The sequence below is a fragment of the Streptomyces sp. NBC_01257 genome (genome assembly GCF_035917255.1).
GTDB lineage: Bacteria > Actinomycetota > Actinomycetes > Streptomycetales > Streptomycetaceae > Streptomyces.
In genome coordinates this window covers 6,871,568-6,887,454 of the sequence record NZ_CP108472.1, presented here as the reverse complement: position 1 = coordinate 6,887,454, position 15,887 = coordinate 6,871,568, and the positions used below count along the sequence as shown (strand labels likewise).

The following is a 15,887-nucleotide window of genomic DNA, read 5'->3' as shown; positions in this document are numbered from 1 at the left end:
CTGCGAGCCGGAGACGGTGCACCGGGTGACGGCCAGCCGAGCGGCTGCCGGCGACATGGTCCACGCCGACGCCCGCAGCCGGGGAGACGGGCTACGACCGGGCGCGCCACCGAGACCGACGTCGCGTTGTCGGCGGAGTGCCCGGTGGTGAAACTGCCAGGGTACGAAGACCTGCATGCCGAGTACCGCCAGAGGAAGGACGTGCCGTTAGTCCAGGGACACGGGATCCTCCTGCTCCGCCGGAACAGGGGTACCTGTCACCGAGGCAGATAACCCCTAACAGCACGATGCCCGGCCTGTGAGGCTCCCCGGCCGGGCTCCGTCCTGTGCGGCTCGGGTTCAACCCCATTGCCAGCTCACCATGTTGGCGGAATCACCCTCATGTTCCTGCGCCCTCCCACTGTCAGCGGCAAGTGTCACAATCCCTTGCATGAGTGATGAGCTGCCATCACCTGACATGTCCCGTCCCCTCGACACTCCCGAGAACGCTCCGCTGGTGAGTGAGTGGCTGCTCGGCACGAGCGCTGTGCTGGCGTATCACCTGGGGAAGACCGATACAGCGCGGATGATCGCCGACGTATCGTCGGCTGAGGTCCGGCTCTGGAACACCGAGTACGGCCACGAGGGCTACAGGATCGTGCTCGTGGTGGAGCCGAGCCTGTACCCCACTTACACCGAGCGGGAGTTGGAGAACATCGCCGAGGTGATGCGAGACGTGATGTGGGGGTCGAGCAAGTCCGTTGATGAGCTTGTCGCCCGACCGTCGATACCTCGCCTCGGCCCGGACTGGCGCAGGCAGGTCAAGACCGCCGACAGCCCCAAGCCCAGCAACCAGGGGCGCAAGGTGCAGCTCGAACCGGGACATCCGGTCGAAGATCAGCTCCGTTTCACGAACGAGTGGGAGCTCGACGTGTACCGGGTGCTCAGGGAGCGGCAGCATTCTCTGCCGGACAACGAGACGATCGGGATCATGCCGCTCGGAGGTATGAGGGTGAGGGGCTGGACCTTCGAGCCCGACCTGTTGATCACGCATCGCGGCTACGCCGGTGTTATCGAGATCGACGGGCCTCACCACAAGGGCCACGCCGGGCGCGACCACAGCCGTACCCGCCTGTTCCTGCACTCCGGCGTGAAAGTGGTCGACCGGCTGAACGTGGAGGAAGTGAAGAGCCGGGCCGAGGTGGAGAAGTTCGTGGAGGACTTCCTGGCACAGCTCAAGCGGTAGACAGCACGGAGCCTCTGCCGGTCGGCAAGGACTCAAGTGAACGTGCGGGTCCAGCCGTCTCCCACTCAAGCACTCAAGCCGGTTGGTCACCGGGGCCGCGTTCCGCTTGCTCGGCAGCCGCATCAAACGGACCTGATCCAGCAGATCGGGAGTCAGCAGCAGAGCGTCGCAGAGCGCTGCCGCCGGGGATCTGCCGCCTTCCACCAGGCGATCAGATCGGTCTCGGGATCGTCGGACAGGGGACCGTCAGCGGGTCAGTCGCGGTGAGTTGGTTTCGCGTCCAACAGACGGGCGATGTCCTGTTCGATCTCCTCTCACCGCGCCATCGAATCGGCCAACACTCCCAGCCGTCTTCTCGAGGAACAGTTCTCGGAAATCACGCAAAAAGTCGTCCTACGCGGCGAAGCTATAGAACGCAAACGCCGCGTAGACCAGAAAACGCCGCAGAAAGGCAACGACTCTCCACCCTGCCCACGCCCAGACTCGTCGCCCTGGAGCCGTAACTCCACGGCTGAAGCCTGCACGGTCCTCACTCCTACTGAGCCGCTTCCCGTCAAGAGACGGCACAGAGGGACTTCCCGCAAGTGGCGCCCAACCAACCGTCGCCTGCAAGAAGCGACTTCTGACACCTCATCAGAACGAGCGTCAAATGAGCGTCAAGATGCCTCGTAGAGCGTCATTTCAGCGTCAAGATATCGCCCGTAACGCCCACAGTGCGCATAATACACATCGCCTAAACCTGCAGGTCAGGCACCCTTTGCGGCGGGCTCCAGGATCGCCACGCACTCCACATGATGCGTCATCGGAAACAGATCGAACGCCCTCAGCGTCCGCACCTTGTAGCCGCCCTCCGCGAAGTACGCCAGGTCCCGCGCCAGCGCCGCCGGGTCGCAGGCCACGTACGCGATCTTGCGGGCCCCGAGGCCCGAGAGGCGCTTGACGACCTGCTTGCCCGCTCCCGCGCGCGGCGGGTCCAGGACGATCAGGTCGCATTCGGTGATGCCCGTGCGCGGCAGGATCTGGTCGACCTTGCCGTGCTCGATGCGGACCCGCTCCAGGTCCTTGAGGTTGTGGCGGGCGTCCTCGACCGCGCGCTTGCCGGACTCGATGCCGAGCACCGCGCCCTTCTCGCCGATGCGCTGGCCGATGGCGCCGGCGAACAGGCCGACGCCGCAGTAGAGGTCGAGCGCCATGTCGTTCTTGCGGGGCAGCAGGCCCTGCATGACAGCGCGGACGAGGGTGTCCGCGGCCTGCGGGTGGACCTGCCAGAAGCCGCCGGAGCCGACGCGGTAGGTGCGGTCGTCGGCGCGTTCGCGGACGAAGCCGCGGCCGTGGACGCGGTGCACGCCGCCGTCGCGCTCGTCCACGCGCAGGACCGAGACGGGCTTGTCGAGCTCGACCAGCGGGAGGCGGCCGCCCTCGCGCGGGGTGAGGATGACCTGGCGGTCGTGGGAGCCGGTGGCGGCGATGGCCTCCACGGTGGCCATCTGGGGCCAGTCCTGCTTCTCGATGCCGAGCTCGGTGACGCCGGGCGCGGCGATCATGCACTGGTCGATGATCTCGATGTCGTGCGAGCGGTGCTTGCGCAGGCCGACCCGGCCGTCCGCGTCGATGGCGTACTGGACGCGGGTGCGCCAGGCGGGCACCTCGCCGGGCGGGAGCTTGTCGCCATCGGCCGGCATGACGGTGCCGTCCCAGCCCGCCTCCTCCGGGGTGAGGCCCGCGAGGCGCTGGAGCTGCTCGGCGATCACTTCGCCCTTGAGCCGGCGCTGGGCGCCCGGCTTGGCGTGCTGCCAGTCGCAGCCGCCGCACTTGCCGGGGCCGGCGAACGGGCACGGGGCCTTCACGCGGTCCTTGGACTCCTCGATGATCCGTACCGCGTCGGCGCGCAGGAAACGGGAGTCGGCGGCGCCGTCGGTGACCTTGGCGATGACCTTCTCGCCCGGGAGGGTGTGGCGTACGAACAGGACCTGGCCCTCGGACGTGCGGGCGATGCAGTGGCCGCCGTGGGCGACCGGGCCGACCTCGACCTCGTACTCCCGGCCGACCAGTGACTCCGCGGCCTGGGACTCCTCGGTCTGCAGCTCCCCGGTCTGCGTCTCCCCGGTCTGCGGCGAAGTGGATTCGTTCTGCATGAGGGGAGGGCTCCAGAGATCAGGGGAAAGCGGCCGGACAACAACCTACGAGTCTACGTGGGTGCCGTCCGGCCGCTTACCACCGATGAGAGGGCACTGTCAGCCCCGGCGGTGTCAGCTCTTGTGCGTGGGCTCCTTGTGCTTGCGTTCCACCGGGCCGCGTCGCACCGAGCCGGGCGCGGTCCAGTCCGCGCGCCGCCGGGCCCGCTTCTTGGCCGCCTCGGAGGACTCCAGCTGGTACGGGACGGAGGTGACCATCACGCCCGGCGTGAAGAGCAGCCGGCCCTTGAGCCGCAGGGCGCTCTGGTTGTGCAGCAGGTGCTCGTACCAGTGGCCGACGACGTACTCCGGGATGTAGACGCTCACGACGTCGCGCGGGCTCTCCCGGCGCAGGCCCTTGACGTATTCGATGACCGGGCGGGTCACCTCGCGGTAGGGCGAGTCGAGGATCTTCAGCGGGACGTTGATGCCGCGCCGCTCCCAGTCCTCCTTGAGCGCCTTCGTCTCGGCCGGGTCGACGCTGATGGAGAGCGCCTCCAGGTGGTCCGTGCGGATCAGTTTCGCGTAGGCGAGGGCGCGCAGGGTGGGGCGGTGGAGCTTGGAGACCAGGACGATCGAGTGGACCCGGGAGGGGCGGACGCTCTCGTCGGACGGCGTCTCGTCGGCGGCGATCTCCGCGGCGACCCGGTCGTAGTGCTTACGGATCGCGGTCATCGTGCCGTAGAAGATCACCATGCCGAGCAGCGCGACCCAGGCGCCGTGGGTGAACTTGGTGGCGAGGACGACGACGAGCACCAGGCCGGTGAAGAAGGCGCCGAAGGTGTTGATCGCGCGGGAGCGGATCATGTGGCGGCGCTTGAGCGGGTCCTTCTCGGAGCGCAGGTGCCGGTTCCAGTGCCGGACCATGCCGGTCTGGCTGAGCGTGAAGGAGACGAAGACGCCGACGATGTAGAGCTGGATCAGCCGCGTCGAGTCGGCCCCGTAGATGACGACCAGCAGGATCGCGGCGCCGGCCAGCAGCACGATGCCGTTGGAGAAGGCGAGCCGGTCACCGCGGGTGTGCAGCTGGCGGGGCAGGTAGCGGTCCTGGGCCAGGATCGAGCCGAGGAGCGGGAAGCCGTTGTACGCGGTGTTCGCGGCCAGGAACAGGACGAGCGCGGTGGCCGCGGCGAGGATCACGAAGAAGAACGTGCCGTCGCCGAAGACCGCGGCCGCGACCTGGGAGATCACCGGGTCCTGGACGAAGGACGAGCCGACCGGGGAACCGTTGCTGATCAGGTCCTTCGCCGGGTTCTCGGCCATCTTGACGTCGGTGGCCATGGCCAGCCCGATGATGCCGCAGAACATGGTGACGGCCAGCAGGCCCATCGCCGCGAGGGTGGTGGCGGCGTTCTTGCTCTTGGGCTTGCGGAAGGCGGGGACGCCGTTACTGATCGCCTCCACGCCGGTGAGCGCCGCACAGCCGGAAGAGAACGCCCGCAGCAGCAGGAAGACCAGGGCGAAGCCTGCCAGGCCCTGGTGTTCCGGCTTGATCGTGTAGTCGGAGGTCGGGGCGTGCATGGTGTCGCCGAGCACCAGCCCGCGGAAGGCACCCCAGATGATCATGATGAAGACGCCGGCCACGAAGAGGTACGTGGGGATGGCGAAGAGCTTGCCGGACTCCTTGACGCCCCGCAGGTTCATCAGGGTCAGCAGCACGATGGCGGCGACGGCGCACGCCGTCTTGTGCTCGACGACGAACGGGATCGCGGAGCCGAGGTTCTCCACCCCGGAGGCGATCGACACGGCGACGGTCAGGACGTAGTCGACCAGCAGCGCGCTGGCCACGGTCAGTCCGGCCTTCGGCCCGAGGTTGGTGGTCGCGACCTCGTAGTCGCCGCCGCCGCTCGGGTACGCGTGCACGTTCTGCCGGTACGAGGCGACGACGGTGAACATCAGGACCACGACGGCGACCGCGATCCACGGGCTGAAGTGGTACGCCGACACACCCGCGATGGACAGCACGAGGAGGACTTCCCCGGGTGCGTACGCCACCGAGGACAGCGGGTCGGATGCGAAGACGGGGAGCGCGATGCGCTTGGGGAGGAGAGTCTCCCCCAGCTTGTCGCTGCGCAGGGCCCGTCCGATCAGGATCCGTTTGGGCACGTCGGTCAGTTTGGACACGCTGAGGATCGTAAGGGTTCCGTATGGGACCGGCCCACGCACCACCCCCGGGACCCGGCAATCTCCTGCACTCGGCCGGAAAAGCCACGGAATCCTTAACGGAATCCTTGCACCGCGGCCGCCCGGCAGCCCGCCGAACGCTCTTCGAAATTCCGTGGGACGCTCCTCGAAGGCACGTCGGCCGCTCCGCGGAATCCCGGCCGGACGCTGCGGGGAATCCCGGCCGGGCGCTTCGGGCCGTTGTCGCCTTTGCCACAGTGGCCCCGTGATACGCACACTCGAATGAGGCAACGCACCCGGCGCCGCTTAAGCTCATCCTGGGCAACGGGACGAACCGTTGCCCCATTGTTTGCCCGGCCAGCCGAGGGAAGAGTGTGAGCAGGGTGTTTTCGCAGGTCAGCCGGACGATCAGGACTGCGAGGTAGGCGCAAGGTGCACATCGTCATCATGGGCTGCGGGCGAGTAGGAGCCGCTCTCGCGCAGACCCTGGAGCAGCAGGGGCACACGGTCGCCGTCATCGACCAGGACCCCACGGCGTTCCGGCGCCTCGGCTCCGGCTTCGGCGGGCGTCGCGTCACGGGTGTCGGTTTCGACCAGGACACCCTCCGCGAGGCGGGGATCGAGGAGGCCGGCGCGTTCGCCGCCGTGAGCAGCGGCGACAACTCGAACATCATCGCGGCCCGGGTGGCACGCGAGATGTTCGGCATCGAGAACGTCGCGGCCAGGATCTACGACCCCCGTCGTGCCGAGGTCTACCAGCGCCTGGGCATTCCCACGGTCGCCACCGTGCGCTGGACCGCCGACCAGATGCTGCGCCGGCTGCTGCCCTCGGGCGCGGAGCCGCTGTGGCGGGATCCGAGCGGCGGTGTACAGCTCGCCGAGGTGCACACCACGCCGTCGTGGATCGGCCACAAGATCAGCACGCTGCAGGAGGAGACGGGCGTCCGCGTGGCGTTCATCACCCGGTTGGGCGAAGCGATTCTGCCGTCGTCGCAGACGGTGCTGCAGGAGGGCGACCTCGTCCACGTGATGATGCGCACGGACGAGATCGCGAAGGTCGAGGCGGCCTTCGCCGAAGGCCCCGAGGAGGGCGGTCACTGATGCGTGTCGCTATTGCCGGGGCCGGTGCGGTGGGCCGTTCCATCGCGGGCGAGCTGCTGGAGAACGGGCACGAGGTGCTCCTCGTCGACAAGGCGCCGACCGCCATCTCGGTGGAGCGGGTGCCGATGGCCGAGTGGCTGCTGGCGGACGCCTGCGAGATCACCTCACTGGACGAGGCCGCGCTGCAGCGCTGCAACGTCGTGATCGCGGCGACCGGTGACGACAAGGTGAACCTGGTCGTCTCGCTGCTCGCGAAGACGGAGTACGGCGTGCCGCGCGTCGTCGCCCGGGTGAACAACCCGAAGAACGAGTGGCTGTTCAACGAGTCCTGGGGCGTCGATGTGGCGGTCTCCACGCCGCGTCTGATGTCGGCGCTGGTCGAGGAGGCGGTGAGTGTCGGTGATCTGGTCCGGCTGCTGCGCTTCAGCCACGGCGACGCGAACCTGGTGGAGCTGACGCTGCCGCCCGAGTCGGCGCTGGCCGGTACCCAGGTCGGCGAGGTCGCCTGGCCGGAGGACACCTCGCTGGTCACGATCATCCGCGGGCAGCGCGTCCTGACGCCGAGCACCGAGGAGACCCTGGAGGCCGGTGACGAGCTGCTGTTCGTGGCCGCGCAGGCGCGCGAGGAGCAGCTGGAGGATCTGCTGTCGGTGCGCCAGGGCGACCCGGAGAGCTGACCGGAACACCACCTGGACACGTGAGAGGGGCCTGTTACCGCCGGTGGCGGTAACAGGCCCCTCTCACGTGCTGTGGCTCAGACGCGTGCTGTGGCTCAGAACTCCTGGCTGCGGGCCGCTTCGGCGGCCGCAGCCGCCTTGCGGTCCTTCTCGGCCTGCTCCTCGGCCTCCATCTCGGCGAAGACGTCGATGGGCGGCGGCGCCTTGGCCAGGAACACCCAGGTGAGGTAGACCGCGAGCAGGAACGGCGGGATCTTCAGGGCGACCAGGACCCAGCCGAACTGCGTGGTGTCACCCCACCAGTACAGCGGGAAGAGGATCGCGCACTTGGCGAGCAGGATCAGGCCCCAGGCGTAGCTGGCCTTGGCGTAGGCCTTCTTGCGGCCGGGGTTCCTGGTGCGCCAGGAGAGGTTCTCCTTGAACACCGGGCCCAGGATCAGTCCGATCAGCGGCAGCCCGGCCACCGTGGTGATCAGGTAGGCCAGGGCCAGTCCGAGCGTGTAGATCATGCCCGGCAGGTAGAAGTCCTTGGCGTTGCCGGTCATCTTCGCGAAGACGACACCGAAGGCCACACCGAAGACACCGCTGAAGGCGTGCTTGACGGTGTCCCTGCGGATCAGCCGGACGGCCACGAGCACCAGCGACACCGCGACGGCCGCGATGGCCGAGTTCGTCAGGTTCTTGTCGATGGTGAAGATCGTGACGAAGAGCAGTCCGGGCAGGACCGTCTCCACCATGCCCCTGATGCCGCCGAAGGCCTCGAAGAGCGCGGCCTCGGTGACCGCCTTGGCATCGGCCTCCTGCTGGTCGGTGGTGCGGTCCGTGTCGGACGTCGGCTTGTCGAGAGACGTCACCGGCTACTCCTTGCCGAGCGGTCGGAGTTCGTATTTGGGATTGAACAGCACCCGGCGCCCGTGGCTCATGGCGATGCGGCCGGAGGCGATGAGCTTGCGGCCCGGTTCGATGCCCACGATGGAGCGGCGGCCGAGCCAGACGACGTCGAGCGGCGCGGTGCCGTCGAAGAGCTCCGCCTCCAGGGCGGGCACTCCGGCGCGCGGTCGCAGGGTGACCGTCCGCAAGGTACCAGTGACCTTCACGATCTGGCGGTCGGTGCACTCGGAGATCCGGGTGCACCCCGATGCCTGCGAGTCCTCCTCCAGCTCCTCGCACTCCAGGTCCTCCTGGGAGCTGGACAGCCGGTCGAGCATCCGCCGGAAGCGCCCGGACGGCCGCTCGGCCTTCTGGGGCTTCTCGAAACGAGGAACAGCACTCATACCCGAAGGGTACCGGTCCCGGGGGGTCCCGGCGGGTGTCCACCATCTCACTCGAACGGGTTACGCAGGTACCCCGGCGAGGATGGGACCGGGGCCCCCGCCCCGGTCTCAGGCGCGCTCGAAGCGGTATCCCATCCCCGGTTCGGTGACGAAGTGCCGGGGGTGCGAGGGGTCGGCCTCCAGCTTGCGCCGCAGCTGGGCCATGTAGACCCGCAGGTAGTTGGTCTCGGTGCCGTACGAGGGCCCCCAGACCTCCTGGAGCAGCTGCTTCTGGCTGACCAGCCGGCCGCTGTTGCGGACCAGGACCTCCAGCAGGTGCCACTCGGTGGGGGTGAGCCGTACGTCGCGGCCCTCGCGGTGGACCTTCTTGGCGGCCAGGTCGACGGTGAAGCCCTCGGTCTCCACGATCACGACCTCGTCGCCGCCGTCCTGGCCGACGGGCTCGGCGCGGCGCACCGAGGCGCGCAGCCGGGCCAGCAGCTCGTCCATGCCGAACGGCTTGGTGACGTAGTCGTCGGCCCCGGCGTCCAGCGCCTCGACCTTCTCGTCCGAGGTGTGCCGGGCGGAGAGCACCAGGATCGGCACCCTGGTCCAGCCGCGCAGTCCCCTGATCACCTCGACGCCGTCCATGTCGGGCAGCCCCAGGTCCAGGACGACGACATCGGGGTGGCGGGTGGCGGCGAGCTGCAGGGCGGTGGCCCCGTCGGGCGCCGCGTCCACCTCGTACTTGCGCGCCTTCAGGTTGATCACGAGGGCGCGTACGATCTGCGGCTCGTCGTCGACCACAAGCACCCGGGTCATCGCGGTCCTGCCTCTCTGCTGTACGTCTGTGCTGTACGTGTCCGGTGGACGTCTGTCGTGCTGTACGTGGATCCGCGGCGCTCCCCGTGGATCGTGCGGCTCATGAGGTGACCCGGGCGGGCAGGCCGGAGCTGACCGGAACGTATCCCGAGGCCGCCTTGAGGGTCAGGACCATGGTCAGGCCGCCGCCCGGGGTGTCCTCGGCGTCCAGCGTGCCGCCCATGGACTCGACGAAGCCTCGGGCCACGGCGAGTCCCAGGCCGACTCCGGCGCCGCGCGGGGCGTCGCCGTAGCGCTGGAAGGGCTCGAAGATGCGCTCCTTCGCCTCGTCGGGGACGCCGCGGCCGCGGTCGGCGACCCGGAGCTCGACGCGGGCGCCGAGCGCGCTGGCGGCGACGGTGACGCGGTCGCGGTCGGGGCTGTACTTGACGGCGTTCTCGACGATGTTGGCGACGGCCCGCTCCAGCAGCCCGGGGTCGACGGCGACCATCGGCAGCGTCTCGGGGATGTCCAGGTCGACGCTGCCCTCGGGGACGCCGCCCAGGGCCATGGGCACGACCTCGTCGAGGTCGATCTCGCGGATCAGCGGGGTGACGGTGCCCGTCTGCAGGCGGGACATGTCGAGGAGGTTCCCGACGAGGTGGTCGAGGCGGTCGGCACCGTTCTCGATGCCTTCGAGGAGCTCCGCCTCGTCGTCGTCGGACCAGGCGACGTCGTCGGAGCGCAGGGAGCTGACGGCGGCCTTGATGGCGGCCAGCGGGGTGCGCAGGTCGTGGCTGACGGCTGCCAGCAGCGCGGTCCTGATCCGGTTTCCCTCGGCGAGCCGGCGGGCCTCCTCCGCCTCGCCGACCAGGCGCTGGCGGTCGAGGACGACGGCGGCCTGGGCGGCGAAGGCGCCGAGCACCCGGCGGTCCTCGGCGGGCAGCACCCGGCCGGAGAGGGCGAGGGCCATGTGGTCGCCGACGGGCATGTCCACGTCGGCGTCCTCGGGCCGGGCGACCGGCGCCGGTCCGACGCTGCCGGCGCACGTCCACGGGTCGACGTCGCTCTGCCGCTCCAGCAGGGCGACGGACTCCATGCCGAAGGTCTCGCGGACCCGGTCCAGGAGGGCGTCCAGGGTGGTCTCCCCGCGCAGCACGCTGCCGGCCAGGAAGGAGAGGATCTCGGACTCGGCGCGCAGCCTGGCGGCCTGATGGGTGCGGCGGGCCGCGAGGTCCACCACGGAGGCCACCGCGACCGCCACCGCGAAGAAGATCACGATGGCGACGAAGTTCTCGGGGTCCTGCACGGTCAGGGTGTGGGTGGGCGGGGTGAACCAGTAGTTCAGCAGCAGCGATCCCGCGGCGGCCGACGCGAGGGCGGGCCGCAGCCCGCCGAGCAGGGCGGCGGCGACGGTCATGAAGAGGAAGAGCAGGACGTCGTTGGCGAGCCCCGGCCCGTTCTCCATGCCCTTGAGGAGCAGGGCGAGCAGGGCCGGTCCGCCGACGCCGACGACCCAGCCCCAGATGATGCGGGCCCGGCCCAGCCGGGCGCCGCGGGCGATGGGCAGGCCGCGGCCCTTGGCGACCTCGTCGTGGGTGACGATGTGGACGTCGAGGTCGGTGCCGGACTCACGGGCGACGGTGGCGCCGACGCCGGGTCCGTAGATGTACTGCCATGCCTTGCGGCGGCTGGAGCCGAGGACGATCTGGGTGGCGTTGACGCCCCGGGCGAATTCGAGCAGGGCCGAGGGTATGTCGTCGCCGATGACGTGGTGGAAGGTGCCGCCGAGGTCCTCGACCAGGGTGCGCTGGACGGTCAGCTCCTTGGGCGATGCCGAGGTGAGTCCGTCGCTGCGGGCGATGTAGACGGCGAGGATCTCGCTGCCGGAGCCCTTGGCCGCCATCCGGGAGGCGCGGCGGATGAGGGTGCGGCCCTCGGGTCCGCCGGTGAGTCCGACGACGATGCGTTCGCGGGCCTGCCAGGTGGTGCGGATGTTGTGCTCGCCGCGGTACTCCTGGAGGTATTCGTCGACCCGGTCGGCGACCCAGAGGAGGGCGAGCTCGCGCAGCGCGGTGAGGTTGCCCGGGCGGAAGTAGTTGGAGAGCGAGGCGTCGATCCGGTCCGGCTTGTAGATGTTGCCGTGGGCCATCCGACGGCGCAGGGCCTGGGGCGACATGTCGACGAGTTCGAGCTGGTCGGCGCGGCGGACGACCTCGTCGGGCACCGTCTCGCGCTGGCGCACGCCGGTTATGGACTCGACGACGTCGCCGAGGGACTCCAGGTGCTGGATGTTGACCGTGGAGACCACGTCGATGCCGGCCTGGAGGAGCTCTTCGACGTCCTGCCAGCGTTTGGCGTTGCGGGAGCCCGGCACATTGGTGTGCGCGAGTTCGTCCACCAGGGCGACGGCGGGGGCGCGCTCCAGGACCGCGTCGACGTCCATCTCGGTGAAGACGGCGGACCGGTACTCGATCTCGCGGCGCCGGATCTGCTCCAGGCCGTGCAGCATGACCTCGGTGCGGGGGCGGTCGTGGTGCTCGACGAAGCCGACGACGCAGTCGGTGCCCCGCTCCACACGGCGGTGCGCCTCGGAGAGCATCGCGTACGTCTTGCCGACGCCGGGTGCCGCACCGAGGTAGATCCGAAGTTTGCCGCGCGCCATGGCCCCATTGTCTTCCTGAAACCGGCCGTCCTCACCGGCGCCGGTGGCGGCCCATGCGGCAGCCACTGTCGAAACTACCCCGTGAATTTCACGCATATCGGGCGCGGGGTGCGGCTGAGGTCCGTATTGACGTAATTCTGATGCCCCGCCGCAGGGAGGAGTCCGCCGCCCCCGAGGAGGAAAGAGTCCGCCCCCGGCCGGGGGCGCTCCGGCCGGGGGCGGGCGGCGTCAGTGCTCGATGATGTGGCCGTCGCTGAGCTCCAGCACCCGGTCCGCGAGGCCGAGCAGCTGGGCGTCATGGGTGGCGACGAGGGCGGTGACGCCCTCGCTGCGCACGACGGCGCGCAGCAGCTCCATCACCGCGAGGCCGGTCTCCGCGTCGAGCTGTCCGGTCGGCTCGTCGGCGATCAGCAGGGCGGGCCGGTTGGCGAGGGCGCGGGCGATCGCGACGCGCTGCTGCTGGCCGCCGGAGAGCTCGCCGGGGCGCTGGGCGGCGTGGTCGGCGAGACCGACCAGGGAGAGCAGCAGCGACACCCGCTCCTCGCGCTCGCGCGGATCGGCCTTGCGCAGCCGCAGGGGTACGCCGACGTTCTCCGCCGCCGTCAGGATCGGGATCAGGCCGAACGACTGGAAGATGAAGCCGATCCGGTCGCGGCGCAGCTCCAGCAGCCCCTTCTCGCCGAGCGAGGCGAGGTCGGTGCCGTCCACGGTGATCCGGCCGCTGTCGGGGGTGTCGAGTCCGCCGACCAGGTTGAGCAGGGTCGTCTTGCCGGAGCCGGACCGGCCCTTCAGCGCGACGAGCTCCCCGCGCGGCACTTCGAGGGACACACCGCGCAGCGCGTGCACGGCGCCGGCGCCGGTGCCGTACGAACGGTGCAGGTCCTCGATACGGACCATCGGCCGTTCGGCCACGGTCGTACCGCTCTCCCCGTCGGCGCCCGTGGCGGCGGTGCTCTCGGTCATGTCGCTCCCCGTAGGTCCTTCGTCCTGTCGGCCGCCAGTATGTCCATGCGGCCGAGGACCGGGCAATGCCCGGGTCCGGCCGTGGCGGCCTGACCCGGGCATTCGGTGCGTTCAGCGCGTTCCGGCGTCGTTCACCAGGTCCTTGAGAGCGATGTTGAGCTGGAGGACGTTGACGCGGGGCTCGCCGACGAAGCCGAGGATGCGGCCGTCGGTGTGCCGGCCGACGAGCTTGCGGACCTGTGCGGCGTCGAGGTGGTTGCGTGCGGCGACGCGGTTGACCTGGAGGCCGGCGTAGGCCGGGGAGATGTCGGGGTCGAGGCCGGAGCCGGAGGAGGTGACGGCGTCGGCGGGGACCTGGGACGGGCTGACGGGGTGGCCGGGGACGGAGTTGTCCTTGACGACGGCGGCCTTGGCGGCGGTGACCCAGTCGATGAGTTCCTTGTTGTCGCCGGAGCGGTTGGTGGCCCCGGAGAGGATCAGCTCGTACTGGGTGTTGACGCTGTTGGTGCCGAGGCCGTTGGAGGGGCGGGGCTGGAACCACCTGAGGTCGGGGTCCGGGGTCTCCTGGCCCTTCTTGAGGGGGAGGTCGTAGCGCTGGCCGATGAGCGAGGAGCCGACGACCTTGCCGTCCGAGGTGATCTCGGAGCCGTTGGCGCGGCCGGGCATGAGGCCCTGGGCGACGCCGGTGACGGCGAGCGGGTAGACGACGCCGCAGACCAGGGTGAGGACGAGGAGGGCGCGCAGTCCTGCCCAGAGCAGGCGGGCGGAGCTTCCTACGGTGTTGTTCATGGCAGGTCAGCCGATTCCGGGGATGAGGGAGATGATCAGGTCGATGATCTTGATGCCGACGAACGGGGCGATCAGGCCGCCGAGTCCGTAGATCCCGAGGTTGCGCCGGAGCATGGAGTCGGCGCCGCTGGGGCGGTAGCGGACGCCCTTGAGGGCGAGCGGGACCAGCGCGACGATGATCAGTGCGTTGAAGACGACGGCGGACAGGATCGCGGACCGGGGTGAGGAGAGGTCCATGATGTTGAGCCTGTCCAGGCCCGGGTAGACCACGGCGAACATCGCGGGGATGATCGCGAAGTACTTCGCGACGTCGTTGGCGATGGAGAACGTGGTGAGGGCGCCGCGGGTGATCAGGAGCTGTTTGCCGATCTCGACGATCTCGATCAGCTTGGTCGGGTTGGAGTCCAGGTCCACCATGTTCCCGGCCTCCTTGGCGGCCGAGGTCCCGGTGTTCATGGCGACGCCGACATCGGCCTGGGCGAGCGCGGGGGCGTCGTTCGTACCGTCGCCGGTCATCGCGACGAGTTTGCCGCCGGCCTGCTCCCGCTTGATGAGGGCCATCTTGTCCTCGGGGGTGGCCTCGGCGAGGAAGTCGTCGACGCCCGCCTCCTCGGCGATGGCCTTCGCGGTCAGCGGGTTGTCGCCGGTGATCATGACGGTGCGGATGCCCATCCGGCGCAGCTCGTCGAAGCGCTCGCGCATGCCCTCCTTGACCACGTCCTTGAGGTGGATGACACCCAGGACCCGGGCCCCGTCCGCATCCTCCAGCGCCACCAGCAGCGGGGTGCCGCCGGCCTGCGCGATGCGGTCGGTGAGGGCCTGCGCGTCGGCCGAGACGCTGCCGCCCCGCTCCTTCACCCAGGCGACGACCGATCCGGTCGCGCCCTTGCGGACCCTGCGCCCCTCGACGTCGACACCCGACATCCGGGTCTGGGCGGTGAAGGCGACCCACTCGGCCGCGGACAGTTCGCCCTGGTGGCGTTCGCGCAGCCCGTACTTCTCCTTGGCGAGGACGACGACGGACCGTCCCTCGGGGGTCTCGTCGGCCAGCGAGGAGAGCTGCGCGGCGTCCGCGAGTTCCGCTTCGGTCGTGCCCCTGACGGGGAGGAACTCGGCGGCCTGGCGGTTGCCGAGGGTGATGGTGCCGGTCTTGTCGAGGAGCAGCGTCGAGACGTCGCCCGCGGCTTCGACGGCCCGCCCGGACATGGCGAGCACGTTGCGCTGCACGAGCCGGTCCATGCCCGCGATGCCGATCGCGGAGAGGAGTGCACCGATGGTGGTCGGGATCAGGCAGACCAGGAGCGCGGTCAGCACGATCATGGACTGCTCGCTGCCCGCGTAGATCGCGAACGGCTGCAGGGTGACGACGGCGAGCAGGAACACGACGGTGAGCGACGCCAGCAGGATGTTCAGCGCGATCTCGTTGGGTGTCTTCTGCCGCGCGGCGCCCTCGACCAGGGCGATCATCCGGTCGATGAACGTCTCACCGGGCTTGGTGGTGATCTTGACGACGATCCGGTCGGAGAGCACCTTCGTACCCCCGGTGACCGCGCTGCGGTCACCGCCGGACTCCCGGATCACCGGCGCCGATTCGCCGGTGATCGCGGACTCGTCGACGCTGGCGACGCCCTCGACGACGTCTCCGTCGCCCGGGATGATGTCACCGGCCTCGCAGACCACGAGATCACCGATGCGCAGCTCCGCGCCCGGCACCCGCTCCTCGTGCGTGCCGGTGATCCGGCGGGCGACGGTGTCGGTCTTGGCCTTGCGCAGGGTGTCGGCCTGCGCCTTGCCGCGGCCCTCGGCGACCGCCTCCGCCAGGTTGGCGAAGATCGTCGTGAGCCACAGCCAGACCGTGATGGCCCAGCCGAACCAGTCCGTCGGGTCCAGTACGGCGAGCACGGTGGTGAGCACCGAACCGACCAGCACGACGAACATCACCGGGGACTTGACCATGGTCCGGGGGTCGAGCTTGCGCAGCGCGTCGGGGAACGAGGCGATCAGCATGCCGGGGTCGAACAGGCCGGCGCCGACGCGCCCTTCGGGACCGGGACCGGGGCCGGCCGGTGCGTCCTGGTGCGGTGCGCGGGCCGGGGTGACTGTGGACATCGAGTC

The 15,887-nt window shown here is 69.6% G+C and carries 12 protein-coding genes; 3 read left to right on the top strand and 9 right to left on the bottom strand.

The window, feature by feature from the left end:
* Positions 1 to 430 precede the first annotated feature (430 nt).
* Positions 431 to 1,225 (top strand): hypothetical protein, encoded by a 795-nt coding sequence (locus tag OG408_RS30065; RefSeq protein WP_326672958.1) that lies wholly within the window; start codon positions 431 to 433, stop codon positions 1,223 to 1,225.
* Between the two features lie 746 nt (positions 1,226 to 1,971).
* Here OG408_RS30065 and OG408_RS30060 read toward each other — a convergent pair.
* Both OG408_RS30060 and OG408_RS30055 read right to left on the bottom strand, forming a co-directional pair.
* Positions 1,972 to 3,360, bottom strand: coding sequence for a class I SAM-dependent RNA methyltransferase (locus OG408_RS30060; protein WP_326672957.1), 1,389 nt, complete (start codon positions 3,358 to 3,360; stop codon positions 1,972 to 1,974).
* Between the two features lie 114 nt (positions 3,361 to 3,474).
* Entirely contained in the window at positions 3,475 to 5,523 is a 2,049-nt protein-coding gene (locus OG408_RS30055) for an APC family permease (RefSeq protein WP_266783831.1), read from the bottom strand.
* Between the two features lie 432 nt (positions 5,524 to 5,955).
* On the opposite strand from OG408_RS30055, the gene OG408_RS30050 reads away from it, so the two are divergent.
* On the top strand, positions 5,956 to 6,624 hold the full coding sequence (locus OG408_RS30050; protein ID WP_266783829.1) for a potassium channel family protein: 669 nt from the start codon (positions 5,956 to 5,958) through the stop codon (positions 6,622 to 6,624).
* The gene (locus OG408_RS30045; protein ID WP_266783827.1) at positions 6,624 to 7,301 is read left to right on the top strand and encodes a potassium channel family protein; all 678 of its coding nucleotides are present in this window, start codon (positions 6,624 to 6,626) and stop codon (positions 7,299 to 7,301) included. The genes OG408_RS30050 and OG408_RS30045 overlap by 1 nt, the downstream gene beginning before the upstream one ends.
* A 95-nt stretch (positions 7,302 to 7,396) precedes the next feature.
* On the opposite strand, the gene OG408_RS30040 is transcribed toward OG408_RS30045, so the two are convergent.
* From OG408_RS30040 to kdpB, 7 genes are all read right to left on the bottom strand, one after another.
* Positions 7,397 to 8,155, bottom strand: a complete 759-nt coding sequence (locus OG408_RS30040; RefSeq protein ID WP_266783825.1) for a DUF3159 domain-containing protein — start codon at positions 8,153 to 8,155, stop codon at positions 7,397 to 7,399.
* 3 nt (positions 8,156 to 8,158) lie between these two features.
* Entirely contained in the window at positions 8,159 to 8,575 is a 417-nt protein-coding gene (locus tag OG408_RS30035; RefSeq protein WP_266783823.1) for an OB-fold nucleic acid binding domain-containing protein, read from the bottom strand.
* Positions 8,576 to 8,683: 108 nt separating this feature from the next.
* On the bottom strand, positions 8,684 to 9,376 hold the full coding sequence (locus OG408_RS30030) for a response regulator (RefSeq protein WP_266783821.1): 693 nt from the start codon (positions 9,374 to 9,376) through the stop codon (positions 8,684 to 8,686).
* Between the two features lie 100 nt (positions 9,377 to 9,476).
* Positions 9,477 to 12,020, bottom strand: coding sequence for a sensor histidine kinase (locus tag OG408_RS30025; protein WP_266783819.1), 2,544 nt, complete (start codon positions 12,018 to 12,020; stop codon positions 9,477 to 9,479).
* A gap of 228 nt (positions 12,021 to 12,248) precedes the next feature.
* Complete coding sequence (locus OG408_RS30020; RefSeq protein ID WP_326672952.1) at positions 12,249 to 12,983, bottom strand: ABC transporter ATP-binding protein; 735 nt, start codon at positions 12,981 to 12,983, stop codon at positions 12,249 to 12,251.
* Positions 12,984 to 13,094: 111 nt separating this feature from the next.
* Entirely contained in the window at positions 13,095 to 13,772 is a 678-nt protein-coding gene (locus OG408_RS30015) for a potassium-transporting ATPase subunit C (RefSeq protein ID WP_285568835.1), read from the bottom strand.
* Positions 13,773 to 13,778: 6 nt separating this feature from the next.
* Positions 13,779 to 15,881 (bottom strand): potassium-transporting ATPase subunit KdpB, encoded by a 2,103-nt coding sequence (gene kdpB, locus OG408_RS30010; protein ID WP_326674613.1) that lies wholly within the window; start codon positions 15,879 to 15,881, stop codon positions 13,779 to 13,781.
* Positions 15,882 to 15,887 lie beyond the last annotated feature (6 nt).

Coding starts and splice junctions, on each gene's coding strand:
- OG408_RS30065 (WP_326672958.1), top strand. CDS start 431: ATGAGTGATGAGCTGCCATCACCTGACATGTCCCGTCCCCTCGACACT.
- OG408_RS30060 (WP_326672957.1), bottom strand. CDS start 3,360: ATGCAGAACGAATCCACTTCGCCGCAGACCGGGGAGACGCAGACCGGG.
- OG408_RS30045 (WP_266783827.1), top strand. CDS start 6,624: ATGCGTGTCGCTATTGCCGGGGCCGGTGCGGTGGGCCGTTCCATCGCG.
- OG408_RS30035 (WP_266783823.1), bottom strand. CDS start 8,575: ATGAGTGCTGTTCCTCGTTTCGAGAAGCCCCAGAAGGCCGAGCGGCCG.
- OG408_RS30030 (WP_266783821.1), bottom strand. CDS start 9,376: ATGACCCGGGTGCTTGTGGTCGACGACGAGCCGCAGATCGTACGCGCC.
- OG408_RS30025 (WP_266783819.1), bottom strand. CDS start 12,020: ATGGCGCGCGGCAAACTTCGGATCTACCTCGGTGCGGCACCCGGCGTC.
- OG408_RS30020 (WP_326672952.1), bottom strand. CDS start 12,983: ATGACCGAGAGCACCGCCGCCACGGGCGCCGACGGGGAGAGCGGTACG.
- OG408_RS30015 (WP_285568835.1), bottom strand. CDS start 13,772: ATGAACAACACCGTAGGAAGCTCCGCCCGCCTGCTCTGGGCAGGACTG.
- kdpB (WP_326674613.1), bottom strand. CDS start 15,881: ATGTCCACAGTCACCCCGGCCCGCGCACCGCACCAGGACGCACCGGCC.